Genomic DNA, 25910 nt, shown 5'->3' with positions numbered 1-25910 from the left:
CGGTCCCCGTGCAGGCGGCCGCGACCGGCCCCTTCCGCACACCAGCTCCGTTCCCTCCCTCCCGCACCGACCCCCGAGGAGCACCGGCATGACCTCCTACATCACCGGCCGCATCGAGCGGATGCCGGCCAGCATCACCACGCTCGACGAGGCGGCGGAGGCCGTGCTCGAGCTGTCCCGGAGCGGCCGCGACGAGCTGGTCGTCACGCCGAACACCGACCACTTCGTGCGCTGGAAGCACTCCGGCGAGTTCCGGCGGTACTACGGCCGGGCGTCCCTCGTGGTGCTCGACGGGGCGCCTCTGGTCTGGCTGGCCCGCTCGTACGGTCACCGCACGGCGAGCCGCGTGACAGGCATCGACCTCTTCACCGAGGTCTGCCGTCGCGCGGCGCTCGAGGGCGCGCCGATCGCTCTCATCGGCGGACGCCCCGGAGTCGGCGATCGCGCAGCCGCCGAGCTGCAGCAGCGCTTCGCCGGGCTGCAGGTGCCGGTCGTCGTCTCGCCGGAGCCGGCCGAGCTCGCGGACGACGCCTACCTCGCCCGCCTCTCCTCGACCCTGCGCGCGGCCGACGTCCGCATCGTCGCGCTCTGCCTCGGCTCCCCGAAGCAGGAGGAGGTCCGCGAGCGCCTGCTCGCCGTCGGCGGCACGGGAGCGGTGTGCCTCGGCGTCGGCGCCGCCGTGGACTTCCTCGCCGGCGAGATCCCGCGGGCGCCGCTCGTGGTGCAGCGCCTCGGCCTCGAGTGGGCGCACCGGCTCAGCCGGGAGCCCGGCAGGCTCTGGCGGCGCTATCTGGGCGACGCCGTGCGGGTGCTGCCGAGCGTGGTCGCGGCCCTCCGCTACCGGGTGCGCCGTGCCGTCCGCTGAGCACGCGGGAGTCGCCGCCGCCGCCGAGAGGCCGCTGGTCCTGGTCTGGAAGCGCGCGTGGCTGCAGGACTCCGAGACGTTCGTCCGCAATCAGATGCACGGACTCGAGCGCTGGCGCGCCCTCGGAGTGGGCCTCGAGCGCACCGGCTCGGGCGTCCTCCACGACCGCACGGACATCGTCCTGCACGATCCGATCACCCCTCGCGGGCGGCGGTCCCTCCTCCTGCGGTGGTTCGGAGTGTCACGACGGCTCGACGCGATCGTCGATGAGCACCGGCCCGCCCTCATCCACGCGCACTTCCTCATCGACGCCGTCTTCATCGCGCGGTACGCACGGAGGAGGCGCCTCCCGCTCGTCGTGACGGGGCACGGCTACGACGTGACCAGCTGGCCGCTCGCGACCGGAGCTCCGCGCCTGCTCCGCCCCCTCGCCCGAGCTCACCGCGCCCTCGAGGCCCGCGCCGTCTTCCGCACCGCGCTCGCGGTGATCGGGGTCTCCCGCTTCATCACCGACGGGCTCCTGCGCCTGGGGGCGGACCCGCGGCGCACCGGAGTGGGCTACATCGGCGTCCCGACCTCCCGCCCCGAGGCCGCACCGGCTGCGGAGCGCGCGGGAATCGTCTTCGTCGGACGCCTCACCGACAAGAAGGGCGTTCCGGATCTGCTCGAGGCGGTCGCCGCCCTCCCCGGACCGATCCGCGACGTCCCCCTGACCGTCGTCGGCGACGGCCACCTGCGGGAGGCGCTCGTCGAGCAGGCGGCGCGGCTGGGCCTGCAGGTGACCTTCACCGGCTCCCTGCCCCCCGCCGAGGTCGCCCGCATCCTCGCCGGCGCCGCGGTCTTCTGCGCACCGTCGCGGACCGCGGCGACAGGCGACTCCGAGGGCTTCGGCATGGTCTTCCTCGAGGCCGCGCTCGCAGGCGTCCCTGTCGTCTCGTACCGCCACGGCGGCGTCCCGGAGGCGGTCCAGGACGGCGTCACCGGGCTGCTCGTCCCGGAGGGGGACGTGCCCGGCCTGACCGGGGCGCTCGCCGCCCTGCTCCGGGACCCGGACCGCGCGGAGCGGATGGGCGCGGAGGGGCGGGAGCGCGTGCTCGCCTCGTTCGACCTCGCCGAGCGGATCCGCGACCTCGAGGACCTCTACGACCGGGCGGCCGGCCGATCGATGCCGACGACGACGGACGGAGATCGCGGATGAGCCGCGCCGAGCACCGCGCCGACGATCCGCGACCGGACCTCCGTCCGGCCTCCGCCGGGCGGGAGAGGTGAGCCTGCGCCGGAGCACCGTCGACGCGACCGCCTGGACGGCGGTCTCGTTCGCCGTCGCGCTCGTCGTGCAGCTCGGGCAGTTCGCGCTCCTGGCGAGACTGCTGGACCCCTCCGAGATGGGGATCATCGCGATCGTCGCCCTGCTCAACGCGTTCGTCGACATCTTCCTCGGAATGGGGGTCGCCCAGGCGATCATCCAGCGCCGGCGGGCGACCAGCTTCGAGCTCTCGTCGGTCTTCTGGCTCAACCTCTCCGTCGGGCTCCTGGTCACCGTCGCCGTCCTCCTGGGCGCCGCACCGATCGCCTCCCTGCTCGGGTCCGCCGCCGCGGCGCCGGTCCTCACCGTCGCCTCGCTCGTGTTCGTGGGCAGCGCAGCCGGGCAGGTGCCGAGAGCGGTGCTCGAGAAGGGGATCCGGTTCCGAGCGGTCGCCGTGTCCGAGACGATCGCTCTCGTCGGCGGCTTCGCCGTGACGGTCTGCCTCGCGGTCTCTGGAGCAGGGGCGCTCTCCTACGCGTGGGGGCTCGTCGCGACCGCGGCTCTGCGCTCCGTGCTCGCCCTCGTGCAGGCTCGGCGCTGGTTCCGACTGCGATTCCGGTTCCGGATCCGCGAGACCGCCCGCTTCCTCTCCTTCGGCGTCTTCCAGACCCTCGACGGCATCGTCAACTACCTGGGCTCGAACGCCGGCTCGCTCGCGATCGGCCGCCTGCTCGGACCGGCCCAGCTGGGCGGGTACACCCTGGGATACAACCTCGCCGTGAACCTCCCCGCGAGGGTCAACCCGATCGTGACGCGGGTGATGTTCCCGGTGTTCTCCTCGATCCAGCACGACCGTGAGCGCGTCGCGCGGAACCACCTCCGCGTCACCGCGGTGCTCAGCATGGCGAGCATCCCGCCGCTGATGCTGGTGGCGCTGCGCTCCGAGGAGATCGTGCGACTGTTCTACGGACCCGGCTGGGGCTGGATCGCGGGCATGACGAGCGCGCTGACGGTGGTGGGCGCGGTGCGGGCGATCGGCAATCCGGTCGGCTTCATCCTGATGGCGATGGACCGGGTGCGGTTCGGGCTGGTCGTGAACATCGTGAAGACCGCGATCACGGTCCCGATGATCGTCGGCGGGGGAATGCTGTTCGGACTCGACGGCTTGATCGGCGGGCTGCTGCTCTCGAGCGCTCTCGGCTTCGCCGTCACCTGCGCCGTGCTGCGGGTGGTGCTCGGAGTGCGCCTCGGCGCGTTCCTGCGCGCGTGCGCCGCGGGGCCGCTGCTCGCCGCACCGATGGCGATCGTGCTGCTCCTGCTCCGCCTGCTCCCCGAGGGCGCGCCCCTGCGGCTGCTCCCGGTGGAGCTGGCGCTCGCGGGCCTCGTGCTGGGAGCGACCGCCCTCCTGGCGCCGGGGCGCGACATCGCCGAGGCGCGATCGCTCGTCCTGTCGCGACTGCCCGCCCGGCTCCGGCTCGGCTCCGCCGCCCCGGTCGAGGTCGCCGTGGTGCTCGCCGCCGAGGAGCGCTTCGACGGCAGCGGGGGAGCCGTGGCGACCTGGGTCCGCGAGACGGTGTCCCGGTCCTCGCTCCGGATCGCCGTGCACGCGCCGTGGTCGTCGGCGTCACCGGGCGTGGACGTCAGGCCCCATCGTCTGTACCGGCGGATCTACGCGGTTCAGCGGCGCGCGGCACTCCTCCTGGCGCATCGGCGCGACAGCGACCCGGGCGCCGAGCTGCGCCGGCTGTCCTTCGGCGGGCGCTTCTGGCTGCTGGTGCTCGCTCCGTCGCTGCGCCGTGTCCCGACGGTCTGGATCCACAACCGCCCCCGCTACGCCGTGCGCCTGCGCCGCCTGGGCTACCGGGGGCGGATCGTCGCACACCTGCACAACGACCTGCTCGATCACCTGCCACCCGATCCCGCCGCCGCCCGGCGCTACCTCGACGCGGTCGACGAGTGGATCTTCTGCAGCGAGTTCCTGCGCGCCCGGGCGGTCGACCGGTACGGCCTGATCGCCACAGCCGTCCTGTACAACGGGGTCGTCCCTCCGCCCGAGGTCCCGCCGGCGCCGCTCGGCGGTACTGCGGAGGCGGTCTTCGCCGGGAGGCTGGTGGCCGAGAAGGGAGCCCGCGAGGCCGTCGAGATCGTGAGGCGGATGCGGACCGAGCACGGCGCCGATCTGCGGCTGGTCATCGCCGGCGCATCGGGCCTCGGGGACGACGCGACGCCCACCCCGTACGTCCGAGCGCTCGACGAGGCTGTCGCCGCCCTGCCCGGCGTCGTGCGCCGGCTCCCGTTCCTCCGGCACGAGGACCTGCTGGAGCTGTTCGGCTCCTCGGCGCTCCTGCTCTACCCCTGCCGCTGGGACGAGCCGTTCGGGATGGTGGTGGTGGAGGCGCTCTCGCGGGGGATCCCCGTCGTGACGGTCGAGCGCGGAGGCCTCCCCGAGATCCTGCGCACCTCCGACGGAGTGGTCGACGGATCCGTCCTCGTCCCGCCGGGCACGGAGGAGGAGGTCGCGGACGCCGTCCTCGCGGAGCTCCCCGCCCTCATCGCCTCGCTGCGCGATCCCCGGCGACGCGCGGAGGTGGCTGCGGCGTCGCGGCGCCGAGCGGCGGACTTCGGCTGGCCGGGCATCGCCCGCCGCGCGGACGAGCTGCTGGCAGACCCCCGTGGCTGAGGCGCGGGGCCGCCGCGCGCACGCGGATCGACGTTCCGCGCCAAGCCCGTCGAGGCTCGTGCCGCGCGATTAGTGTCGGCGCGACATGCCACCTGCATCCCCTCTCCCGCCCGCGTCCGCCGACGCCACCGCCTCTCCCGTGCTGCTCGATCCGCCTCCCGCCCCGGACCGGCGCCCGCGGACGACCCTCCCGCCGCGAGAGGTCGGCCCGTCGTCCCGGAATCGGCGCGCCGCTCCTCCGCTCCGCCAGACGGAGGCCGCCACCAGCACCTCCGCGGAACGGCTCTGACATGGGCCGCCACGCCGACGACGCCCTCCTCCGCCGCCCGACCGCCTCTCGTCCCTCCGTCATCGCCGCGACCCGCGTCACCGACGCTCCGGAGACCCGCGGGCGGCCGTCGCGCGCGCCGGCGGATCCCGCTCAGCGGCGGCACGAGCGGATCGTCCTCGTCTTCCTCGCGGTGCTCCTGGCGCTGAGCGTCGTGCAGCTCTACACCCTGGGCCCCGTCACCGCTCCGGTCGCCTGGAGCCTGCTCTTCCTCCCGTACTCCGTGGCGCGGCTGCGCGGCGGGCGGATCGACCGGTTCGTGGTCGTGGTCCTCCTCGTGATCGCCGGCACCCTCTTCGCGCTCACCTACTCCGGAGCACGCGCGGCCGCGCTGCGCGACGTGGTCTCCGTCGTCTCCTTCCTCACTCCGTACCTGGCCGTCCGCGGGCTCGGCGACGGCGCCTGGCGTGTCGTCGGCCGCGCCCTCAACTGGGCGGCGCCCGTGTTCCTCCTCCAGGTGACGCTCACGATCCTCTTCCAGCTCGATCCCGTGCAGGAGACCGCCTACCTCCGGTGGCCGGAAGCGGTGCTGTTCTCCGACATCTACGTGCGGGACATCTTCACGACGTCCTTCAACAACGTCCTGCAGGAGAAGTCGGGAGGGTTCTTCCTCAACGGCAACATCGCCTCGATGTACATGGCCACGACCGGCGCGCTGGCCTTCGCCGTCTGGAGACGGCAGCGGGGGAGTCTCCTCCTGCTCGTCGCCGTCGCCGGGCTGGTCGGCGCCCTCTTCACGCTGTCCAAGACCGCGATCGTCCTCGCGATCGTCCTGCCCCTGCTGGTCGCCGCGATCCGCGGACTCAAGGGACGCAGCCTCGGTCCGGTCGCCTGGATGATCACCATCCCCTCCGGGATCACGGCCGTGTACGCCGTCGCCGTGTCCTTCCCGCAGCTGGCGGAGGCGGGCGTGCTCACGCTCGGGGCCCGCGGCGACTTCCTGCGCCTGGCTGCGAGCGCGTTCCCCGACAACTGGCTGCTGGGGCTGGGGTACGGCGGATGGCAGGAGCTGTGGCTGGCGCGCGGGTCGCAGTTCACCCAGCACAGCGAGCCGCGCCCGCCTCACAACCTCCTCGTCACCGCGTGGACCAACGGCGGGCTCCTGATCGCGCTCCCCGTCATCGCGTTCCTCCTCCTCGCCACCATCGCCGTCGTGCGCCTGCTCCTCCGGGTCGCCCGGAACGAGGCCGTCGCCGTCGGGGCGCTCGCCGTCGCCGTCCTCTGGACGTTCCTGCACGGGATGGCCGACAACACCACCTGGTTCGGCGATCAGCACTCGCTCGCGACGCTCGCCGTCTCCGTGGCGCTCGTGGGCGTCCTGTCGGCGGAGGCGCCCGCCACGCCGGGCCGAGTGCCTCATGGAAGCGCTCCGGCGGCCTCGGCCGGCGCGGGTCGGGCGCCGCTGCGACGGCCGCCGAGCCCCGGCCTCGGGCGGCGCTGACGCGACCGCCGCGCCGCAGCCGGTCCGGACACGGACCGCGCCGGTATCATCGACCCGTTATGGCACGCATCTACGACTGCTCCGTCGACACGGACCTCCTGACCGGCACCCGTCTCGCGCGGACGGCCATCGGCCGCGGCGAGCTCGTGGTGATCCCCACCGACACCGTCTACGGCGTCGCGGCCAACGCGTTCGACGCCGCCGCGGTCCAGCGCCTGCTCGACGCGAAGGGACGGACGAGGCAGTCGCCGCCGCCCGTCCTGATCGGGGACGTGGCCGCCCTCGACGCCCTCGCCGAGAACGTGCCGGAGGCGGTGCGCGACCTCGCGCGCGAGTTCTGGCCCGGCGGGCTCACCATCGTCCTGCACGCCCAGCCTTCACTGGTCTGGGACCTGGGCGAGACGCGCGGGACCGTGGCGCTGCGCATGCCGGACAACCCGGTGACGATCGAGCTCCTCGCCGAGACCGGCCCGCTGGCGGTCTCCTCCGCCAATCGCACGGGGCAGCCCTCGGCCACGACCGCACAGGAGGCGTTCGACCAGCTCGGCGACTCCGTCGACGTCTATCTCGACGCCGGCGCCGCCGGATCGCGCTACAGCGACCGCCCCGCGGGCGCCAGCGAGTCCTCGACGATCGTCGACGCGACAGCGCTGAGCTTCGAGGGCGGCACCCTGCGCATCCTGCGCCAGGGCGTCGTGTCGGCCGAGCGGATCCGCGAGGTCGTCGGAGACCTGCTGCCGGATCCGGACGCGCCTCGTGCCGAGACGTCGGAGCCCGACGCCTCCACGGCCGGCGCGGCGCAGGCCGGGTACCAGCAGGAGCCCGCCGAGACCGCGACCGGCAGCGACCCGTACGCCTTCGAGCGGACCCCGACCGCGCGCCCCGACTGGGCCTCCGGCGCCCGCCTGCAGGACGACTCCGCGCCCGGCGACTCCGCGCCCGTCGATTCCGCCGATGCGCCGGACACGGGCTCGTCGAGCACGAACGCGCCGACGCCCAACACCGGCACCGGCGCCGCCCGCACCGACTCCGCTCCGGGTGAGTAACCGGTGATCACCTTCGCCCTCGTCTCGCTCGCGGTCGCGCTCGTGACCGGAGCGCTGTCGTGGGTCATCTGGAAGCTGAGCCTGAAGTACCGGCTCTACCCGAAGATCCGCGTCAGGGACATGCACACGCGGCCGACCCCCCGCCTGGGCGGCATCGCGATGTTCCTCGGGATCCTCGTCGGCTTCGGCATCGCCTCCCAGCTGCCCTACTTCCGGCTGGTGTTCGCCAATCCCGAGCCGATCCTCGCGATCCTCGGCGCGAGCCTGCTCATCGTCCTCATCGGCGTCGCCGACGACATCTGGGACCTGGACTGGACCACGAAGCTGGCCGGTCAGCTGATCGCCGCCGGCCTGATCGCCTGGAAGGGCGTGCAGATCGTCTCCCTGCCGATCGGCGGCCTGACCGTCGGCTCGCCGTGGATGTCGCTGATCATCACCGTGCTCGCGATCGTCCTGGTCACCAACGCTCTCAACTTCATCGACGGCCTCGACGGCCTCGTGGCGGGCGTCGCCCTGATCGCCAACGGGGTCTTCTTCCTCTACAGCTACCTGCTGGTGCAGCAGACCTCGCCCACCGACTACTTCAACCTGGCCTCGCTCATCGCGGTCCTGCTCGTCGGCGCCTGCGCCGGATTCCTCCCCATCAACTGGCGTCCGGCGCGGATGTTCATGGGCGACAGCGGCGCACTGCTGATCGGGATGCTGATGGCCACCTCCGCGATCGCGGTCACCGGCCAGATCGACCCGGCCCAGCTCGCGGCGAAGGAGCTCCTGCCCGCGTTCATCCCGATCATCCTGCCGTTCGCGATACTCGTGGTGCCGCTGATGGACTTCGGCCTCGCTGTGATCAGGCGCCTGCGCGCGGGAAAGTCGCCGTTCAGCGCCGACCGGAAGCACCTGCACCACCGCCTGCTCGACATGGGGCACTCCCACCTGCACGCCGTGCTGATCTTCTACGCGTGGACCGCCGTCGTCGCCGTCAGCTGCCTGCTGATGTTCGTGGTCGACGTGCTGTGGGTCCCGCTCGTCTTCCTCGGAGTCGGTCTGCTGGTCTGCACCGTCGTCACGCTCGCCCCGCTCAGCCGCCGCAAGCGGCTCGAGGCGGCGGCGCAGTCCGCGGAGGCCTCACCCGTCCTCGACCCCCTCGACCGCGCGTCCTCGACGGAGCTGCTCCGTCCGCCGGCCGGACTCCCGATCGACCGGGACACGACAGCGCCGACCACGGCGCGGAAGGAAGCATCATGACCGGAGCCTCCCCGGCCACCCCCCGTCCGCAGCCCGCGTCCGTCCCCGTCCTGCGCCGCGCGCTGGTCGTGGGCGGCCTCTTCGTGCTCGCCCTGGCCGTTCTCGGCACCGTCGTCGGCGGGATCGCCGCCGGGGGAGAGGGCGCGATCGGAGCCCTCCTCGGCGCGATCGTCGGCGGCGTGATGGTGCTCCTCACCGCCGCGAGCATCCTCGTCGCCAACCGCCTCGACATCGGCGGGTTCTTCGCCGTCGTCCTCGGCACGTGGCTCGCCAAGTTCGTGCTGTTCGTGATCGCCGCCCTGGTCCTGCGCGATCAGCCGTGGCTGAACAGCACCGCGATGTTCGTCACGATCATCGTCGCCGTCCTGGGGTCCCTGGTGATCGACGTCCTGGTCGTCTCGCGCTCGCGCATGCCGAACGTCAGCGACATCGCCCGATGAGGACGAGCCGAACGGTTCCTGAGAGGACCACGATTCGGCTCTCAGGCCGTTCTGTTGCTACAGTAGGGACGAATCCCGCAGGCGAACGTGTCCTCAGATCGTCTCATCGTTGATGGCGGTCGTCGAGCACGATCGCCGTCCGAGCGGAAAACCCCACCTTTCGTCGTCGCGAGAGCGTTGCGTCCGAATGATTCGATTCGGTCGGCTGCAACGTGCCACGCCCCGAATTCCAGGAGCTAGCGCTGTTTGCTAACGCTGTGACCCTGTTGGTCTCGTCCTCGACCGGTGAGAGTGACTTCCACACCCCGTCGATCTCCGAGTTCTTCCCGCCCGGTTTCCTCTTCGAGGGAACCCCTTTCGAGATCAACCGCGTCATGCTGGTCCGCTTCATCGCGGTCATCGCACTGATGCTGTTCTTCTGGCTCGGGACGCGCAAGCTGCGCCTCGTCCCCGGCCGCTTCCAGAACGTCGTCGAGCTCGCGTTCGACTTCGTCCGCGTCACCATCGCCAAGGACATCCTCGGCGAGAAGGACGCGCGCCGGTTCCTCCCGATCCTCGTGACGATCTTCTTCGCGATCATCTCGATGAACCTGACCGGCATCGTCCCGTTCCTGAACATCGCGGGGACCTCCGTGGTGGGCATGCCGCTCTTCCTCGGCCTGGTCGCCTACGTGACGTTCATCTACGCGGGCATCAAGGACCGGGGGATGGGCTTCTTCAAGAACGCCCTGTTCCCGCCCGGAGCGCCGTTCCTGATCTACTTCATCCTCACGCCGATCGAGCTGCTGCAGACGTTCATCATCCGTCCGCTCTCGCTCGCACTGCGGCTCGTGATGAACATGATCGTCGGCCACCTCCTGCTGGTGCTGTGCTTCTCGGCCACGCAGTTCTTCCTCTTCAGCTCCCAGATCGACCCGGGCTTCAAGCTCTTCGGCGTCGTGACCTTCGCCTTCGGCGGTGCGTTCACGCTCTTCGAGCTCCTCGTCGCCGTGCTGCAGGCCTACATCTTCACCCTCCTCGCTGCGGTCTACATCCAGTTGGCCGTCGCCGAGGAGCACTGACCCCACTACTCACGGGCTCCCGCCCGTTCTCACGATCACCCCACTGAAAGGACCCACTCGTGGACTCAGTCACCGTTCTCGCCGAACTCACCGGCAACATCGCGACGGTCGGTTACGGCCTCGCAGCGATCGGCCCCGGCATCGGTGTCGGCATCGTCGCGGGCAAGACCGTCGAGGCCATGGCGCGCCAGCCCGAGATGGCCGGCCGCCTCCAGACCACGATGTTCCTCGGCATCGCGTTCACCGAGGTGCTCGCGCTCATCGGCCTCGCCACCTACTTCATCTTCGCGGCGTAGTCGTGTTCAGCACCGCTGTGAACATCGCTGCGGAAGAAGGTGACGTCCCCGCGGTCATTCTGATCCCGGAGTTCTACGACTTCTTCTGGTCGGGGGTGATCTTCCTCATCCTGCTGTTCTTCTTCTGGAGGCTGGTCCTGCCGCGCCTGCAGAAGATGCTCGACGCGCGCTCCGCCGCGATCGAGGGGAACATCGCGAAGGCCGACGAGGCCCAGCGACAGGCCGAGGCCGCCCTCGAGAAGTACACCGCCCAGCTGGCCGAGGCCCGCGCCGAGGCCGGAGTGATCCGTGAGAAGGCGAACGCCGACGGCAACGCGATCGTGGCGGCGAAGAAGGAGCAGGCGCAGGTCGAGGCCGAGCGCATCCTCCACAACGCGCACGCCCAGATCGAGGCGGACCGTCAGGCCGCCGTGGTCTCGCTCCGCTCCGAAGTCGGAACCCTCGCCATCGACCTCGCCTCCGGCGTGATCGGCGAGAGCCTCAACGACGACGCGAAGGCGTCCGCGATCGTGGACCGCTTCCTCGCCGACCTCGAGGCCTCGGAGAAGGCGAACAACTGATGGGCAGCGCGTCCAGGCAGGCACTCGCATCGGCGAAGGCGGAGCTCTCCGCCCTCGCCGGTCAGGCGTCCCTCGACACGGCCCAGCAGCTCTTCGAGGCCGCACGGGTCATCGACGGCCAGGCGCAGCTGCGCGCGGCCCTCGCCGACCCGAGCGCCGACTCGAGCAGCAAGCAGGCTCTCGTCGCCCGCGTGTTCGGTCCCTTCGGCGAGCCGGCCAAGCGCCTGCTCACCGTGATCGTCGGCCACCGCTGGTCGAGCCCGAGCGACATGGTCGCCGGGGTCGAGGAGGTCGGGGTCCGCGCGATCGCGTCCTCCGCTCCGGAGGGGGTCAACCTCGAGAAGGAGCTCCACTCCTTCGGCGAGGTCGTCGCCTCCGACGCCCAGCTCGAGCTCGCGCTCGGCAGCAAGCTCGCCGCCGCCGACTCGAAGGTCGCGCTCGTGCAGCGCCTCCTCGAGGGCAAGGCCGCGGCCGAGACGCTGGCGATCCTCCGGCAGCTGATCGCGCACCCGCGCGGTCGCCGCATCCCGGAGCTCGTCCGCTTCGCAGCAAGCGTGGTCGCCGACCAGGGAGGGTTCATCCTCGCCACGGTCTCGGTCGCCGCACCGATCGCCCCCGAGCAGCTCGACCGGCTCCGCTCGGCGCTCACGCGCCAGTACAGCCGACCGGTCTCCGTCAACGTCGTGGTCGATCCCTCCCTCCTGGGCGGGATGCGCCTGCACGTCGGCGACGAGGTCATCGACGGAACCGTCTCCGCACGGCTGTCCGACCTGAAGCTCCAGCTCGCGTCCTGACGGGCGCACGTATCCTCAGAGGGCACTGCCCTCGACCCCCGCACCATCCAGGTCAGGCCCCGACGACCTCTTCGGCTCGCACGGACCCAACGAATAGGAATTCCCATGGCAGATATCACCATCAGCCCGGATGAGATCCGCGACGCGCTGAAGGACTTCGTCTCGTCGTACGAGCCGGGCAAGGCCTCCACCACCGAGGTCGGCTACGTCATCGACGCCGCCGACGGCATCGCCCACGTCGAGGGCCTCCCCGGCGTCATGGCCAACGAGCTCATCCGCTTCTCCAACGGCGTCCTGGGCCTGGCCCAGAACCTCGACGAGAACGAGATCGGCGTCGTCGTCCTCGGCGAGTTCTCCGGCATCGAGGAGGGCATGGAGGTCACCCGCACCGGCGAGGTCCTCTCGGTCCCCGTCGGCGACGGCTACCTCGGGCGCGTCGTCGACCCGCTCGGCAACCCGATCGACGGACTCGGCGAGATCGCCTCCGAGGGCCGCCGCGCCCTCGAGCTCCAGGCTCCCGGCGTCATGTCGCGCAAGTCGGTCCACGAGCCGCTGCAGACCGGCATCAAGGCCATCGACGCGATGATCCCGGTCGGCCGCGGCCAGCGCCAGCTCATCATCGGGGACCGCCAGACCGGCAAGACGGCCATCGCGATCGACACGATCATCAACCAGAAGGCCAACTGGGAGTCGGGCGACACGAACAAGCAGGTCCGCTGCATCTACGTCGCGATCGGCCAGAAGGGCTCGACCATCGCCTCGGTGAAGGGCGCGCTCGAGGACGCCGGAGCGATGGAGTACACGACCATCGTCGCGTCCCCGGCCTCCGACCCCGCCGGCTTCAAGTACCTCGCCCCCTACACCGGCTCGGCCATCGGCCAGCACTGGATGTACGGCGGCAAGCACGTCCTGATCATCTTCGACGACCTGTCGAAGCAGGCCGAGGCCTACCGCGCCGTGTCGCTCCTCCTGCGCCGCCCGCCGGGACGCGAGGCGTACCCGGGTGACGTCTTCTACCTGCACTCCCGTCTGCTGGAGCGCTGCGCGAAGCTGTCCGACGAGCTCGGCGCCGGCTCGATGACCGGTCTCCCGATCATCGAGACCAAGGCCAACGACGTCTCGGCCTACATCCCGACCAACGTGATCTCGATCACCGACGGCCAGATCTTCCTCCAGTCCGACCTCTTCAACGCCAACCAGCGTCCCGCGGTCGACGTGGGCATCTCGGTCTCGCGGGTCGGCGGCGACGCGCAGGTCAAGTCGATCAAGAAGGTCTCCGGCACGCTGAAGCTCGAGCTGGCGCAGTACCGCTCGCTCGAGGCCTTCGCGATGTTCGCCTCCGACCTCGACGCCGCCTCGCGCCGTCAGCTCGCCCGCGGCGCCCGCCTGACCGAGCTGCTCAAGCAGCCGCAGTACTCGCCGTACCCCGTCGAGGAGCAGGTCGTCTCGATCTGGGCCGGAACGAACGGCAAGCTCGACGAGGTCCCGGTCCCCGACGTGCTGCGCTTCGAGCGCGAGCTCCTGGACTACCTGGGCCGCAACACCCAGGTGCTGAACACCCTCCGCGACACCAACGTGCTCTCCGACGACACCGTCGCCGAGCTCAACCGTGCCGTCGACGGCTTCAAGCTGGAGTTCCAGACCGGTGAGGGCAAGCCGCTCGCCTCGGTCGGGCGCGAGGAGCACCAGGCCATCGCGGCCGACGAGGTCGGCCAGGAGAAGATCGTCAAGGGCCGTCGCTGACCAGCGGCACCCCGTCGATTCGCCACTTTTAGGACAACAGGAGACACATGGGAGCGCAACTCCGGGTCTACCGGTCGAAGATCCGCTCGGCCCAGACGACCAAGAAGATCACTCGGGCCATGGAGCTGATCTCGGCCTCGCGCATCCAGAAGGCGCAGAACCGCGTCGCTGCCGCGGCGCCGTACTCGAACGCGATCACGCGCGCCGTGTCCGCTGTCGCGACCTACTCGAACGTGGAGCACCCGCTCACTACCGAGCGCGAGAAGCTGGACACGGCCGCGATCGTGATCTTCACCTCCGACCGCGGCCTCGCCGGCGCGTTCTCCTCGAGCGTGCTCAAGGAGGCCGAGGAGCTGGCCGCGCTGCTGCGCAGCGAGGGCAAGGAGGTCGTCTTCTACCTGGTCGGCCGCAAGGCGAACGCGTACTTCTCGTTCCGGAAGCGGGCCAGCGTCCGCGTCTGGACGGGCGGCACCGACCAGCCCGTGTTCGAGACGGCGAAGGAGATCGCGGACGCGGTCGTCGAGTCGTACAACCTCGATGACGAGGAGGGCGGCGTGGACGAGATCCACCTCGTCTACAACCGCTTCGTCAGCATGGTCACCCAGCAGCCGACCGTCGTCCGGCTGCTGCCGCTCGAGGTCGTCGAGGGCGCCGAGGAGCAGAACAGCGAGCTGTACCCGCTCTACGAGTTCGAGCCCGACCCCGAGACGGTCCTCGACCGCCTCCTGCCCGTGTACGTCGAGAGCCGCATCTTCAACGCGATGCTGCAGTCGGCGGCCTCGGAGCACGCGGCACGCCAGAAGGCCATGAAGTCGGCGAGCGACAACGCGGACACGCTGATCAAGACCTACACGCGTCTCGCCAACAACGCCCGCCAGACCGAGATCACGCAGCAGATCGCCGAGATCGTCGGCGGCGCCGACGCCCTGTCCTCCTCCAAGTAAGAGGGCTCCGCTCCACACAGTTTCGACTCCGCCCTCCGGGAGCGGTGAGACCACAGAAGGAAGTAGCAATGACACTGACCGCACCTGAGGCGGCGACCGGGACGTCGGGCGGGGCCATCGGCCGCATCGCCCGCGTCACCGGCCCCGTCGTTGACATCGAGTTCCCCCACGACGCGATCCCCGAGGTCTACAACGCGCTCTACACGCACGTCGAGGTCGAGGGCGTCTCGAGCAAGCTGACCTTCGAGGTCGCGCAGCACCTGGGCGACGACCTCGTCCGGGCCATCTCCCTGAACCCCACCGACGGACTCGTCCGCGGCCAGGAGGTCCACGACACCGGCCTGCCGATCTCGGTCCCGGTCGGCGACGTGACCAAGGGCAAGGTCTTCAACGTGATCGGCGAGGTGCTCAACGCCGACGCCGACGGGAAGATCAACGGCGAGTCGTTCGAGATCACCGAGCGCTGGCCCATCCACCGCAAGCCCCCGCAGTTCGATCAGCTCGAGTCCAAGACCGAGCTGTTCGAGACCGGCATCAAGGTCATCGACCTGCTCACTCCGTACGTGCAGGGCGGCAAGATCGGCCTGTTCGGCGGCGCGGGCGTCGGCAAGACCGTCCTCATCCAGGAGATGATCCAGCGCGTCGCGCAGGACCACGGTGGAGTGTCCGTGTTCGCCGGCGTCGGCGAGCGCACCCGTGAGGGGAACGACCTCATCGCCGAGATGGAGGAGGCGGGCGTCTTCGACAAGACCGCGCTTGTCTTCGGCCAGATGGACGAGCCGCCGGGAACGCGTCTGCGCGTCGCCCTGTCGGCACTGACCATGGCGGAGTACTTCCGCGATGTGCAGAAGCAGGACGTGCTGCTCTTCATCGACAACATCTTCCGCTTCACGCAGGCCGGCTCGGAGGTGTCGACCCTCCTGGGCCGCATGCCCTCCGCGGTGGGCTACCAGCCGAACCTCGCCGACGAGATGGGTGTGCTCCAGGAGCGCATCACCTCGACGCGCGGACACTCGATCACCTCGCTGCAGGCGATCTACGTCCCCGCCGACGACTACACGGACCCGGCGCCGGCGACCACCTTCGCCCACCTCGACGCGACCACCGAGCTCTCCCGTGAGATCGCGTCGAAGGGCCTCTACCCGGCCGTCGACCCGCTCACGTCCACCTCGCGCATCCTCGACCCCCGCTACCTGGGCGCCGACCACTACCGCGTGGCGACGAACGTGAAGCAGATCCTGCAGAAGAACAAGGAGCTGCAGGAGATCATCGCGATCCTCGGTGTCGACGAGCTGTCGGAGGAGGACAAGATCACGGTGTCGCGTGCGCGCCGGATCCAGCAGTTCCTCTCGCAGAACACCTACATGGCGAAGAAGTTCACCGGTGTCGAGGGATCGACCGTCCCGCTGAAGGACACGATCGAGTCGTTCGACGCGATCACCAAGGGCGAGTTCGACCACGTGGCCGAGCAGGCGTTCTTCAACGTCGGCTCGATCTCGGACGTCGAGGAGAAGTGGACCCAGATCCAGAAGGAGAACGGCTGATCATGGCCGGGACCCTGAAGGTCAGCGTCGTGTCCGCGAACGCCGAGGTGTGGTCCGGAGAGGCGAAGCAGCTCACGGCTCGCACGGTCGAGGGCGAGATCGGCATCCTCGCCGGCCACGAGCCGATGCTCGCGATCCTCGCCACCGGCGAGGTGCGCGTCACGGCCCTGGACGGCACGCGTCTCACCGCGCAGGCCGACGACGGCTTCCTGTCCGTCGAGAACGACGTGGTGACCGTGGTCGCCCGTCAGGCATCGCTGGTCTAGTACACCGCCGCTCACCGCGGCTCGGAGGGGCCGGACGATCATCGCGATCGTCCGGCCCCTTCGTCGTGCCGCCCGTCCCTCTTCTCCGAAGGAGTCCTGTGCACGTCCTGCTGCCACCGTCCGAGACGAAGCGCGACGGCGGCGACGAGCCGTTCGTGCTCGAGTCGCTCGCCTTCCCCGAGCTCCACGCGAAGCGGCGCGAGCTGGCGGAGGCGCTGATCGCGCTGGCCGGGGACCCCGAGCTCTCTGCCCGGGCGCTGAAGCTCGGTCCGCGTCAGTTCGGCGAGATCGATCGCAACGCGGGGCTCGCGACCGCGGCAGGTCTCCCCGCGGTCGACCGCTTCGACGGGGTGCTGTTCGATGCGCTCGACGCGCGCAGCCTCGATTCCGGTGCACGGGAGGTGCTCGGTCGGACGGCGATCGTGCAGTCCGCGCTCTGGGGGCCGATCCGCGCCCTCGACCTGATCCCTGCATACCGTCTGTCCCACGACTCCCGTGTGCCGGGCAGACCGCTCAAGCGGTGGTGGGCGGCGGAGGCCGGGCGGGTGCTGAGCGCGCTCGACGGGCTCGTCCTCGATCTGCGGAGTGAGGCGTACGCGGCGCTCGGACCGGTCCCTGCGGGCGAGGGGCGGTTCTTCGTCCGCGTCCGCTCGCGCGGGGCCGACGGCGTCCTCCGGTCGCTGAACCACTTCAACAAGCAGGGCAAGGGACGCTTCGTCAGGGCGCTGGCGGAGGACCGGGTGGCGACGGAGTCGCTCGGCGAGCTCTCGGCGTGGGCGGCCGGGCGCGGGTTCCTGCTCGCCGAGAACCGGCACACGGGAGAGCTCGACCTCGTCGTGCCGGAGTCGTAGGCGTCAGCGTCGGCGCCAGCAGCCGGTGAGGTGGTCGTCGACGACTCCGGCCGACTGCATCAGCGCGTACGCGGTGGTCGGTCCGACGAAGCGGAGCCCGGCGGCCTTCAGCGCTCGCGCGAGCGCCGTCGACCCGGGCGTCGTCGCAGGGACGTCGGCGGCTCGGACCACCCGGTCCTCGACGTCCGGATCGTGGAAGGACCACACGAGCTCGTCGAGCGCGCCCTCGCCTCTCTGCTCCAGGAGCGCGAGCACGGCCCGGGCGTTGTCCCGGGTGGCGATGATCTTCGCGCGGTTCCGGATGATGCCGCTGTCCTCCATCAGCCGCTCGACATCGGTGTCGTCGTACCGGGCGACGCGGGCCGGATCGAAGCCGTCGAAGGCCTCGCGGAACCTCGGCCGCTTGCGGAGGATCGTGATCCAGGAGAGGCCGGACTGGAACGCCTCGAGGGAGATCTTCTCGAACAGCAGGCGATCTCCGTGCAGCGGGGTGCCCCATTCCTCGTCGTGGTAGCGGCGGTACTCCGGATCCGCGCCGCTCCAGGCGCAGCGGACCAGGCCGTCCTCTCCCTCGACGAGTCCGTCGGCCGTGCTCATCGGTGGGGGATCCCCTCGTGATCGAGAAGCCAGGCTTTCGTGGCGACGCCCTCGCCCGCGCTGAAGCCGGTGATCCGTCCGTCGCTCGCGAGGACGCGGTGGCAGCCCACGATGATCGGCACCGGGTTCGCACCTACCGCTCCGCCGATCGGCCGGCCCGCCCGGGGGCGACCGGCGGCCGTGCCCAGTGCGCCGTAGGAGGTGATCTCCCCGAAGCCCAGAGCCTGGAGCCGCTGCCAGATCTCGAGCTGGAAGGGCGTGCCGCGCAGAGCGACCGGCAGATCGAAAGAGCGGCGGGTCCCGTCGAAGTACTCGTCCAGCTGCTCGACGGCCCGCAGGAGCACCGGGAGGTCCGACTCCGGGAGGTGCTCGTGCGGGAGCAGACCGGCCTGCTCGATGGCGAGCGAGACGATCGCATCGCCGTCGCTGCCCACCTCGATGCGGCCGAGGGGGCTCGTCGTCCGTCGGACGTGAAGGGGAGTCGTTCTCATGCGTCGAGAGTATCCGCGGGACTCCCCACCGACCGGCGGGAATCGGACACCGGTGCAGAACTCGGCCGATCGGTCCCTGTGGAGGGATTCCTGGCCGGAGGGCGCCATCCGAGCGCCGGCGATTCGGTGTCGATGGGACCTCTCCCTCCACAGGCGGCGATCTCGAGATCCTTCCGATGATCCCGAGGGCCGTCGCTCCCGGCGGGTGCGAGGGTCGGCAGGATCGCAGCATGACCTCCTCAGCGATCTTCCTCCACCCCGCTCCCGCCTCGCGTGTCCCGGCCTCACCCGACGACGCCGCCCTGTTCCATGCCGCTCACGGATCCCGGCGGGGTGCGGCGGAGGCGAGCCTCGTGCTCGTCCCGTTCCGGGCCGGCGCGCCGAGCGGCTCGCTCCGCTTCGAGCTGTCGGGTGCGGATCCGTCCCTGATCGCGCGGGCCTGCCTCGGTGCGCTCGGCCGGTTCGGGCGGGTGCGGCGAGCACTCGCGCTGGTGCATCCCGGCGAGGCGGGTCCGGAGTCGTGCGAGGGACTCGTCGCCGCCCTCGAGGAGCGTGCGCGCCGGCTCCCCGGCCTCGCCCTCCGCGTCGCCGTGCTCCCGTCCTCCGGCGGCGACGACGGGCTCGAGGCCGGCGACCGGGACGACCCGCGAGCGGTGGCCGCCGCGGTCGACCGTCTCCTCGACCGCCACCCGCGGGCCGAACTGCCCGACGTGCTGTTGCGCGGTGTCGACGACCTCGTCCGGCGAGCTCTCGCCGGTCCCGATCCCGAGGTCCGGCCGGCGGGCCTGGCTGCGCTCGTCGTGGCCGTGCAGCGCAGCCGCGGTGCGGACCGCGTGTTGCGGTCGGCGCGGAGCGGTGACCCCGGCGCGGCGGGAGCGCTCGCCCCGCTGCTCCGCCGTGCCGCCGTCGTCGCACCCCCGAGTGAGCGAGCCGGAGTGCTCGTCCTCCTCGCCCGGATCCTGGCCGGTGAGGGCCGTGCCGACGAGGCCGGACGGCTCGCCGACGAGGCCGTCGCTCTCGATCCGCACCACGCAGGTGCGCGCCGAGTCGCGGCCGCACTCGCCGCCGATCGTCGGGAGCGCGCCGCGTGAGGGCGCTAGAGCCGCGACCAGGCCTCGGTGAGCACGCTCCGGAGGATCTGCTCGATCTCGTCGAACTCGCGCGGGCCGATGGTGAGCGGCGGCGCGAGCTGGACGACGGGATCGCCGCGGTCGTCCGCCCGGCAGTACAGCCCCGCGTCGAAGAGCCCCTTCGAGAGGAATCCGCGCAGCAGCCGCTCCGACTCGTCCTCGTCGAACGTCTCCTTCGTCGCCTTGTCCTTCACCAGCTCGATGCCGAAGAAGTAGCCGTCGCCCCGGACGTCGCCGACGATCGGCAGGTCGAGCAGCTTCTCGAGCGTGGACCGGAAGACGGGCGAGTTCTCGCGCACGCGCTCGTTCAGGCCCTCCTCCTCGAAGATGTCGAGGTTCTCGAGCGCGACCGCGGCCGAGACGGGGTGGCCGCCGAAGGTGTAGCCGTGCGGGAAGACGACCTGACCGTGGCGGAAGGGCTCGTAGATCCGATCGCTGACGATCGTCGCGCCGATGGGGGAGTAGCCGCTGGTCATCCCCTTCGCGCAGGTGATCATGTCCGGCACGTAGCCGTACTCGTCGCAGGCGAACATGTGCCCGATGCGGCCGAACGCGCAGATCACCTCATCGGACACCAGCAGCACGTCGTGCTTGTCGCAGATCTCGCGGACCCTCTGGAAGTACCCGGGAGGGGGCGGGAAGCAGCCGCCCGAGTTCTGCACGGGCTCCAGGAACACGGCGGCCACCGTGTCCGGCCCCTCGAACTCGATCATCTCCTCGATGCGGTTCGCCGCCCACAGGCCGAACGCCTCCAGGTCGTCGCCGTGCTCGGGAGCCCGGTAGAAGTTGGTGTTGGGGACGCGGAAGCCGCCCGGCACCAGCGGCTCGAACATCGACTTCATCCCGGGGATGCCCGTGATCGCGAGCGCTCCCTGGGGAGTGCCGTGATACGCGACCGAGCGCGAGACGACCTTGTGCTTGCCCGGCTTGCCCTGCAGCTTCCAGTAGTGCTTGGCGAGCTTGAAGGCCGTCTCCACAGCCTCGCCGCCGCCGGTCGAGAAGAAGACCCGGTTGAGGTCGCCCGGCGCGTGGTCGGCGAGCCGGTCGGCCAGCTCGATCGCCGAGGGGGTCGCGTAGGACCAGAGCGGGAAGAAGGAGAGCTCGGACGCCTGCTTCGCCGCGGCCTCCGCCAGTCGGCGCCGCCCGTGTCCCGCATTGACGACGAAGAGGCCGGACAGGCCGTCGAAGTACTTGCGCCCGGTGCTGTCCCAGATGTGGTGTCCCTCGCCGCGCGTGATGATCGGCACGCCCGCGCCCGAGTCCATCGTCGACTGACGGGTGAAGTGCATCCAGAGGTGGTCCTTCGCCTTCTTCTGCAGGGAGGCGTCGTCGATCCCCCCTGGCGCGTCGGTCCCGCGGACGGGATCGCCCGACTCGAGGCCGGAGGTCGAGAAGGCTGTCTCGGTGGTCATCTTTTACCGCGTTCCCCAGTTGTAGAACTGCTTGTGGAGCTTCAGATAGACGAAGGTCTCGGTCGAGAGCACGCCGGGAAGCGACCGGATCTCCTGGTTGAGCAGGGCGATCAGATCGTCATCGTTCTCGCACACGACCTCGGCGAGGATGTCGAAGGAGCCGGCCGTCAGCACGACGTAGTCGACGGCGGGGATGGAGGCGAGCCGGTCCGCGACGTCGCGGGTGTCGCCGGTGACGCGCACACCGATCATCGCCTGGCGGTAGAAGCCGAGCTGCATCGGATCCGTCACCGCGACGATCTGCATGACGCCCGACTCGGTGAGCTTCTGCACCCGCTGCCGGACGGCCGCCTCGCTCAGGCCCACGGCCTTGCCGATCTCGGCGTACGAGCGCCGACCGTCGGCCTGCAGCTGCTCGATGATCGCCTTCGACACCTCGTCGAGCTGGACAGGACGCTGAGAGGGCGGGCGAGACGGGGCCATGCGGCGATTCTGGCAGTCCTCGAGTGCCCGGGCAAGTGGATCCGCACGTCGGAGCGCGCTCCGGCATCGGATCCGGTGGTCTGAGCGTGGTCCCGTCTGCGCGACGGACATCGGGCGACAGCGATGGCGGCCGGCTCGGCGGAGGGCCGTCAGCGACTACCATCGGGAGGCGGCCGGGCACCCCTGGAGCCGGCGGTCACGGGCCGTCGGACCGGACGGCTGCGGGCCACGGGGATGCGAGGAGCAGCGATGACGCAGATCGGCCGCAGCCGCGCGTCCGTCACCGTCCCCGTCTCCGCCTGGAGCTCCGACGCACCCTCGGCCGAAGTCACCCTCGGCTGGGCCGCGCGCACCGAGACCGGCCACGTGCGCAGCGCGAACGAGGACAGCTACCTCGCTAAGAGCCCGCTCTTCGCTGTCGCCGACGGGATGGGCGGGCACGCGGCAGGAGAGGTCGCCAGCGACGCGGTCGTGTCGCGCCTGTCCACCGCGGCGCTCGGCGCGACCGTCGGAGCGGAGGAGATCGACCGGGCGCTTCGGGAGGCGGTCGGGGACATCGCCCGGCAGTCGCACACGGCCGACGTCGGCACCGGGACCACGGTCACCGGGATCGCGCTCACGGTGGTCGGAGGAGAGCCCTACTGGTCCGTCTTCAACATCGGCGACTCGCGCGTGTACCTGAGCGTCGCCGGGACCCTCGTGCAGCTCACCGTGGACCACTCCATCGTCCAGGAGCTGGTCGACGCGGGCCTGATCTCCCGCGACGAGGCCGACGTGCATCCGCACAGCAACGTGATCACCCGCGCGGTCGGCTTCCACGAGGCGCCCGTCCCCGACTACCGGCTCGTGCCCGTCCTCGCCGGATCGCGTCTGCTGATCTGCTCGGACGGACTCACGAAGGAGCTGACCGATGCCGGCGTCGGCCACCTGCTCAGCGGCACCGGCTCCGCTCAGGAGGCGGCCGACGCCCTGGTCGACGCCGCGCTGGACAACGGCGGGCGCGACAACGTCACCGTGATCGTCGTCGACGTCCTCGCGGTCACCGGCGACGAGGAGGCCGGCGCACCGGTCTGACGAGCAGCGCCCCGGCACGGGGCGGCCGCGGTCGTGGTGCCGCCGGACCGCCCGCACGCGCCGAACGGCCGTACGACGGTCCGGCGCCTGCCGGTTCGCGTCGGGTTCGGCCGGCTCGGGGCTCCCCGCGCCGGCGCTGGGTACGATGGTGAGCGGAAGGGCGTTCTCGGTGATCTGCAGCACGTGTGGCTCCAACCTCGCTCCCCGGGCGATCCTCTGCGGCGAGTGCGGTTCGTCGGTGGCGGCGCATGCCACGACGGGTGCGTCCCGCCCCTCGTCCTCCGGCGACACGACGGTCCTCGACCCGTCCCGCCGTGCCTGGCTGCCGGGCCTGGCCCCCGGCCGGCACCGGCGTCCCGCCCCCGGCGCACCGATGGCGCCGCCCTCGCAGGGGCTCGTGCGCCTCAGCTTCGCGACCGGGCAGCACGCGATCGTGACCGGCAACGGCCTGATCGGACGCCAGCCGCTCCCGGACCCCAACGAGACGTTCCGGCACATCCTCGCGATCCCGGATCCGTCGCGATCCCTCTCCAAGACCCACCTCGAGTTCGGCTTCGACGAGGGCGGGCTCTGGGTCAGGGACCGCTGGTCGGCCAACGGGTCCGTGCTGGTCGCACCGACCCAGGCGCCGCTCCCGCTCGAGGCCGGCCGCCGCTACCGCGCGAAGCTCGGCAGCCGGATCCTGCTCTCCTCCGTCGAGATGGCGGTCGAGCGCGTCGACGGGTCCGCCGGCGGCTCGGGACGCCCGCCCCTCACCCGCTGACGGCACGGCCTCCGGGGACCGAATCGGCGGTCGACACGGACTCCGGGTGCGGAATTCGTGACGATCATGTTTCCGGATGAGCGTTCTCCTCCGTTCGCCGTGACAGGCGGATGAGCGCTGTGCCAGTATTTCCCCACGTTCGGCCCCCGAGGCACGAGCCCCGACGCAGTCAGGAGCCCCCGCCATGACCCGTCCCCTCCCGAGGGATCCCGTCCTCCGCCGGGCCGTCGCCGCGGCACGCTCGCACGAGCGCGAGCGCCGGGCGGTCCTCTCGCGTCGGGCGGTCCTCGGCGGGATCGGCCTCGGAGCGGGTGCCCTCGCCCTGGCCGCCTGCGCCCCGCAGACCCGTGCCGCTCCGACCGCCGCCGCCGACGGATCGGCCGGCGACCCGCGCCTGGTGTGGGACAACTGGCCCGCCTACATGGACGAGGACGACGACGGGAACCACCCCACGCTCCAGGGCTTCGAGGAGCAGACGGGCATCGCGGTGACCTACAACGTCGCCGTCGACGACAACAACTCGTACTACGGCAAGGTGAAGGACCAGCTCGCGCTCGGGCAGTACATCGGCGCCGACACGGTCTGCCTGACGGAGTGGATGGTCTCGCGCCTGGTCCGCCGCGGCTACGTGCAGGAGCTCGACCACGCGAACATCCCGAACATCGCCAACCTCACCCCCTCGCTGGCGAACCCCGACTTCGATCCGGGCCGCCGGCTCTCCCTCCCGTACCAGGCGGGGTTCTCGGGCATCTGCTGGAACAGGGAGAAGCTGCCGAAGGGCCTCTCGAGCATCGAGGATCTGTGGGATCCGTCGCTCCGCGGCCGCGTCGGCGTGCTGAGCGAGATGCGCGACACGATCGGGCTCATCATGCTCGCTCAGGGGACGGACATCGCCGGCTCCTGGGGCGACGACGAGTACATGAACGCGATCGACGTCTTCCGCGAGCAGGTCGACGCCGGACAGATCCGCAACATCAAGGGGAACGCGTACCTCAACGACCTGCAGAACGAGGACACCCTCGCGGCGATCTGCTGGTCCGGCGACATCACCCTGATCAACGCCGAGGCCGGCGACAAGTGGGAGTTCGCCTTCCCCGACTCGGGCGGCGCACTCTGGAACGACACCTTCGTGGTCCCGATGGGCTCCGAGCGCAAGGCCAACGCCGAAGCCCTGATGAACTACTACTACGAGCCCGAGGTCGCCGCCGAGGTGGCCGCCTGGGTCAACTACATCACCCCCGTGGATGGAGCGAAGGACGTCATGGAGAGCATCGATCCGGAGCTGGCCGAGAACCAGCTGATCTTCCCCGACGAGGACACGCTCGCGCAGGCGCACGTGTTCCGGACCCTGACCGCCGCGGAGGAGAAGGAGTACCAGGCCGAGTTCCAGAAGGTGCTCCTGGGCATCTGATGGCGATCGGGACCTTCGCCGAGAGCGGCGCCGACCTCCAGCTGGTCGGGATCAGCAAGCAGTACCCGGGCTTCACGGCCATCGACTCCCTGGACCTCACCATCCCGGCGGGCTCCTTCTTCGCCCTGCTGGGCCCCTCGGGCTGCGGCAAGACGACGACGCTGCGCCTGGTCGCCGGGCTCGAGGAGCCCTCCGCCGGCCGGATCCTCATCGGCGGGCGGGACGTCACCGAGACGAAGACGTACCAGCGGCCCGTCAACACCGTGTTCCAGTCGTACGCGCTGTTCCCGCACATGTCGATCCTCGAGAACGTCGCCTTCGGCCTGAAGCGGCGGAGGATCGCCGACCCCGTCGGCAAGGCGCACGAGGCGCTCCGCCTGGTCGAGCTCGACCACCTCGCCCAGCGCCGCCCCGCGCAGCTCTCCGGTGGTCAGCAGCAGCGGGTCGCCCTCGCGCGCGCCCTCGTCAACCGGCCCGCCCTGCTCCTGCTCGACGAGCCGCTCGGCGCCCTCGACCTCAAGCTCCGCCGGCAGATGCAGCTGGAGCTCAAGTCGATCCAGGAGGAGGTGGGCCTCACCTTCCTCCACGTCACGCACGACCAGGAGGAGGCCATGACGATGGCCGACACCGTCGCGGTGATGAACAAGGGCAGGATCGAGCAGATGGGCGCGCCGGAGGAGCTCTACGAGCTCCCGCGCACCGCGTTCGTCGCGAACTTCCTCGGCCAGTCCAACCTCTTCACGGGCGAGGTGGTCGGCAGCACCGACCGCGCACTCACCGTCGACGCGGGCGGGCACCGGATCGTCGTGCCCGTCGCCCGCTGCGCCCGCACGAGCGGGGAGATCACGGTCGGCGTCCGCCCCGAGAAGCTCCTGCTGCTGACGCAGGAGCCGCCGGCGGACTCCGGCCGGAACGTGCTCGGGCCCGGCCGAGTGGTCGACGTCTCCTTCAGCGGGGTCAGCACCCAGTACACGATCCGGATGCCGGGCCTGGGCCCGGTGGTCGTCTTCGCGCAGAACATGGTCTTCGGGCCGGTCGTCGGCGAGGGAGCGGAGGTGTGGGTCGGCTTCAGCACCGAGCACGGCTTCGGACTCGCGGACGAACCGGGCTCGGTCCCGCGCTTCGAGGCGGACGACTCCACCAGCGCCATCGCCGTGCAGCGCCGGGGGCTCCTGGCCGGTCGCAGCGGGGGAGCGTAG

At 71.0% G+C, this 25910-nt stretch carries 25 protein-coding genes; 21 read left to right on the top strand and 4 right to left on the bottom strand.

The window, feature by feature from the left end; all coding sequences use genetic code 11:
- Nucleotides 1–88 precede the first annotated feature (88 nt).
- The 16 genes from C5C54_RS00710 to C5C54_RS00635 all read left to right on the top strand — a co-directional run bounded on the left by C5C54_RS00710 (nucleotide 89) and on the right by C5C54_RS00635 (nucleotide 17350).
- On the top strand, nucleotides 89–865 hold the full coding sequence (locus tag C5C54_RS00710) for a WecB/TagA/CpsF family glycosyltransferase (RefSeq protein WP_104272658.1): 777 nt from the start codon (nucleotides 89–91) through the stop codon (nucleotides 863–865).
- Nucleotides 852–2063, top strand: coding sequence for a glycosyltransferase (locus tag C5C54_RS00705; protein ID WP_104287590.1), 1212 nt, complete (start codon nucleotides 852–854; stop codon nucleotides 2061–2063). Before C5C54_RS00710 ends, C5C54_RS00705 begins: the two co-directional genes overlap by 14 nt.
- Nucleotides 2064–2130: 67 nt before the next feature.
- Complete coding sequence (locus C5C54_RS00700; RefSeq protein ID WP_104287589.1) at nucleotides 2131–4791, top strand: MOP flippase family protein; 2661 nt, start codon at nucleotides 2131–2133, stop codon at nucleotides 4789–4791.
- 290 nt (nucleotides 4792–5081) lie between these two features.
- Nucleotides 5082–6560: an O-antigen ligase gene (locus C5C54_RS00695; protein ID WP_104246586.1), complete on the top strand. Its 1479-nt coding sequence runs from the start codon at nucleotides 5082–5084 to the stop codon at nucleotides 6558–6560.
- A gap of 59 nt (nucleotides 6561–6619) precedes the next feature.
- Nucleotides 6620–7606: an L-threonylcarbamoyladenylate synthase gene (locus C5C54_RS00690; protein WP_104260103.1), complete on the top strand. Its 987-nt coding sequence runs from the start codon at nucleotides 6620–6622 to the stop codon at nucleotides 7604–7606.
- A 3-nt stretch (nucleotides 7607–7609) separates the two neighbouring features.
- Complete coding sequence (locus tag C5C54_RS00685; protein ID WP_181065442.1) at nucleotides 7610–8851, top strand: MraY family glycosyltransferase; 1242 nt, start codon at nucleotides 7610–7612, stop codon at nucleotides 8849–8851.
- Nucleotides 8848–9291, top strand: a complete 444-nt coding sequence (locus C5C54_RS00680) for a hypothetical protein (RefSeq protein ID WP_104223021.1) — start codon at nucleotides 8848–8850, stop codon at nucleotides 9289–9291. The genes C5C54_RS00685 and C5C54_RS00680 overlap by 4 nt, the downstream gene beginning before the upstream one ends.
- Before the next feature lie 257 nt (nucleotides 9292–9548).
- Nucleotides 9549–10352, top strand: coding sequence for a F0F1 ATP synthase subunit A (gene atpB, locus C5C54_RS00675; protein ID WP_068254016.1), 804 nt, complete (start codon nucleotides 9549–9551; stop codon nucleotides 10350–10352).
- 59 nt (nucleotides 10353–10411) lie between these two features.
- On the top strand, nucleotides 10412–10648 hold the full coding sequence (locus tag C5C54_RS00670; protein WP_055794702.1) for an ATP synthase F0 subunit C: 237 nt from the start codon (nucleotides 10412–10414) through the stop codon (nucleotides 10646–10648).
- A gap of 2 nt (nucleotides 10649–10650) precedes the next feature.
- Nucleotides 10651–11208, top strand: coding sequence for a F0F1 ATP synthase subunit B (locus tag C5C54_RS00665; protein WP_244229449.1), 558 nt, complete (start codon nucleotides 10651–10653; stop codon nucleotides 11206–11208).
- Entirely contained in the window at nucleotides 11208–12002 is a 795-nt protein-coding gene (locus C5C54_RS00660) for a F0F1 ATP synthase subunit delta (RefSeq protein ID WP_104225578.1), read from the top strand. Before C5C54_RS00665 ends, C5C54_RS00660 begins: the two co-directional genes overlap by 1 nt.
- 105 nt (nucleotides 12003–12107) lie before the next feature.
- Nucleotides 12108–13745, top strand: a complete 1638-nt coding sequence (atpA, locus tag C5C54_RS00655) for a F0F1 ATP synthase subunit alpha (RefSeq protein WP_104223023.1) — start codon at nucleotides 12108–12110, stop codon at nucleotides 13743–13745.
- Between the two features lie 47 nt (nucleotides 13746–13792).
- Nucleotides 13793–14689 carry a F0F1 ATP synthase subunit gamma gene (locus C5C54_RS00650; RefSeq protein ID WP_104223024.1) on the top strand — a complete coding sequence of 299 codons (897 nt, stop codon included), beginning with the start codon at nucleotides 13793–13795 and terminating at the stop codon, nucleotides 14687–14689.
- Between the two features lie 68 nt (nucleotides 14690–14757).
- Nucleotides 14758–16233 (top strand): F0F1 ATP synthase subunit beta, encoded by a 1476-nt coding sequence (gene atpD, locus C5C54_RS00645; protein ID WP_104223025.1) that lies wholly within the window; start codon nucleotides 14758–14760, stop codon nucleotides 16231–16233.
- A gap of 2 nt (nucleotides 16234–16235) precedes the next feature.
- Complete coding sequence (locus tag C5C54_RS00640; RefSeq protein ID WP_104223026.1) at nucleotides 16236–16499, top strand: F0F1 ATP synthase subunit epsilon; 264 nt, start codon at nucleotides 16236–16238, stop codon at nucleotides 16497–16499.
- Nucleotides 16500–16597: 98 nt separating this feature from the next.
- A complete protein-coding gene (locus C5C54_RS00635; RefSeq protein ID WP_104223027.1) occupies nucleotides 16598–17350 on the top strand; it encodes a YaaA family protein in 753 nt (250 codons plus the stop codon).
- A gap of 3 nt (nucleotides 17351–17353) precedes the next feature.
- On the opposite strand, the gene C5C54_RS00630 is transcribed toward C5C54_RS00635, so the two are convergent.
- Together C5C54_RS00630 and C5C54_RS00625 are read right to left on the bottom strand one after the other, a co-directional pair.
- A complete protein-coding gene (locus C5C54_RS00630) occupies nucleotides 17354–17947 on the bottom strand; it encodes a DNA-3-methyladenine glycosylase I (RefSeq protein WP_104232699.1) in 594 nt (197 codons plus the stop codon).
- Nucleotides 17944–18438 carry a methylated-DNA--[protein]-cysteine S-methyltransferase gene (locus C5C54_RS00625; RefSeq protein ID WP_104223029.1) on the bottom strand — a complete coding sequence of 165 codons (495 nt, stop codon included), beginning with the start codon at nucleotides 18436–18438 and terminating at the stop codon, nucleotides 17944–17946. Before C5C54_RS00625 ends, C5C54_RS00630 begins: the two co-directional genes overlap by 4 nt.
- Nucleotides 18439–18668: 230 nt before the next feature.
- Between C5C54_RS00625 and C5C54_RS00620 the strand changes: the two genes are divergently transcribed.
- Nucleotides 18669–19529 carry a hypothetical protein gene (locus C5C54_RS00620; RefSeq protein ID WP_104246582.1) on the top strand — a complete coding sequence of 287 codons (861 nt, stop codon included), beginning with the start codon at nucleotides 18669–18671 and terminating at the stop codon, nucleotides 19527–19529.
- Between the two features lie 5 nt (nucleotides 19530–19534).
- Here C5C54_RS00620 and C5C54_RS00615 read toward each other — a convergent pair whose 3' ends face one another.
- Nucleotides 19535–20980, bottom strand: coding sequence for an aspartate aminotransferase family protein (locus tag C5C54_RS00615; RefSeq protein WP_104223031.1), 1446 nt, complete (start codon nucleotides 20978–20980; stop codon nucleotides 19535–19537).
- Between the two features lie 3 nt (nucleotides 20981–20983).
- A complete protein-coding gene (locus tag C5C54_RS00610) occupies nucleotides 20984–21463 on the bottom strand; it encodes an Lrp/AsnC family transcriptional regulator (protein WP_104223032.1) in 480 nt (159 codons plus the stop codon).
- Between the two features lie 249 nt (nucleotides 21464–21712).
- Here C5C54_RS00610 and C5C54_RS00605 point away from each other — a divergent pair, with 249 nt between their 5' ends.
- From C5C54_RS00605 to C5C54_RS00590, 4 genes are all read left to right on the top strand, one after another.
- Nucleotides 21713–22537: a PP2C family serine/threonine-protein phosphatase gene (locus C5C54_RS00605; RefSeq protein ID WP_104225583.1), complete on the top strand. Its 825-nt coding sequence runs from the start codon at nucleotides 21713–21715 to the stop codon at nucleotides 22535–22537.
- Nucleotides 22538–22775: 238 nt separating this feature from the next.
- A complete protein-coding gene (locus C5C54_RS00600) occupies nucleotides 22776–23300 on the top strand; it encodes a hypothetical protein (protein WP_104223034.1) in 525 nt (174 codons plus the stop codon).
- A 184-nt stretch (nucleotides 23301–23484) separates the two neighbouring features.
- The gene (locus C5C54_RS00595) at nucleotides 23485–24711 is read left to right on the top strand and encodes a PotD/PotF family extracellular solute-binding protein (RefSeq protein WP_104223035.1); all 1227 of its coding nucleotides are present in this window, start codon (nucleotides 23485–23487) and stop codon (nucleotides 24709–24711) included.
- Entirely contained in the window at nucleotides 24711–25910 is a 1200-nt protein-coding gene (locus tag C5C54_RS00590; RefSeq protein WP_104223036.1) for an ABC transporter ATP-binding protein, read from the top strand. The genes C5C54_RS00595 and C5C54_RS00590 overlap by 1 nt, the downstream gene beginning before the upstream one ends.

It is taken from the genome of Rathayibacter sp. AY1F2 (assembly GCF_002930885.1).
Classification (GTDB): Bacteria; Actinomycetota; Actinomycetes; order Actinomycetales; family Microbacteriaceae; genus Rathayibacter.
This window is presented reverse-complemented; position numbering and strand designations above follow the sequence as displayed.

Bases quoted from the DNA above. Each gene is read 5' to 3' on its own strand.
- C5C54_RS00630 (WP_104232699.1), bottom strand. From the start codon at position 17,947: ATGAGCACGGCCGACGGACTCGTCGAGGGAGAGGACGGCCTGGTCCGC.
- C5C54_RS00640 (WP_104223026.1), top strand. From the start codon at position 16,236: ATGGCCGGGACCCTGAAGGTCAGCGTCGTGTCCGCGAACGCCGAGGTG.
- C5C54_RS00625 (WP_104223029.1), bottom strand. From the start codon at position 18,438: ATGAGAACGACTCCCCTTCACGTCCGACGGACGACGAGCCCCCTCGGC.
- C5C54_RS00690 (WP_104260103.1), top strand. From the start codon at position 6,620: ATGGCACGCATCTACGACTGCTCCGTCGACACGGACCTCCTGACCGGC.
- C5C54_RS00680 (WP_104223021.1), top strand. From the start codon at position 8,848: ATGACCGGAGCCTCCCCGGCCACCCCCCGTCCGCAGCCCGCGTCCGTC.
- C5C54_RS00710 (WP_104272658.1), top strand. From the start codon at position 89: ATGACCTCCTACATCACCGGCCGCATCGAGCGGATGCCGGCCAGCATC.
- C5C54_RS00650 (WP_104223024.1), top strand. From the start codon at position 13,793: ATGGGAGCGCAACTCCGGGTCTACCGGTCGAAGATCCGCTCGGCCCAG.
- C5C54_RS00605 (WP_104225583.1), top strand. From the start codon at position 21,713: ATGACGCAGATCGGCCGCAGCCGCGCGTCCGTCACCGTCCCCGTCTCC.
- C5C54_RS00590 (WP_104223036.1), top strand. From the start codon at position 24,711: ATGGCGATCGGGACCTTCGCCGAGAGCGGCGCCGACCTCCAGCTGGTC.
- C5C54_RS00695 (WP_104246586.1), top strand. From the start codon at position 5,082: ATGGGCCGCCACGCCGACGACGCCCTCCTCCGCCGCCCGACCGCCTCT.
- atpA (WP_104223023.1), top strand. From the start codon at position 12,108: ATGGCAGATATCACCATCAGCCCGGATGAGATCCGCGACGCGCTGAAG.
- atpD (WP_104223025.1), top strand. From the start codon at position 14,758: ATGACACTGACCGCACCTGAGGCGGCGACCGGGACGTCGGGCGGGGCC.
- C5C54_RS00595 (WP_104223035.1), top strand. From the start codon at position 23,485: ATGACCCGTCCCCTCCCGAGGGATCCCGTCCTCCGCCGGGCCGTCGCC.
- C5C54_RS00660 (WP_104225578.1), top strand. From the start codon at position 11,208: ATGGGCAGCGCGTCCAGGCAGGCACTCGCATCGGCGAAGGCGGAGCTC.
- C5C54_RS00610 (WP_104223032.1), bottom strand. From the start codon at position 21,463: ATGGCCCCGTCTCGCCCGCCCTCTCAGCGTCCTGTCCAGCTCGACGAG.
- C5C54_RS00620 (WP_104246582.1), top strand. From the start codon at position 18,669: ATGACCTCCTCAGCGATCTTCCTCCACCCCGCTCCCGCCTCGCGTGTC.
- C5C54_RS00615 (WP_104223031.1), bottom strand. From the start codon at position 20,980: ATGACCACCGAGACAGCCTTCTCGACCTCCGGCCTCGAGTCGGGCGAT.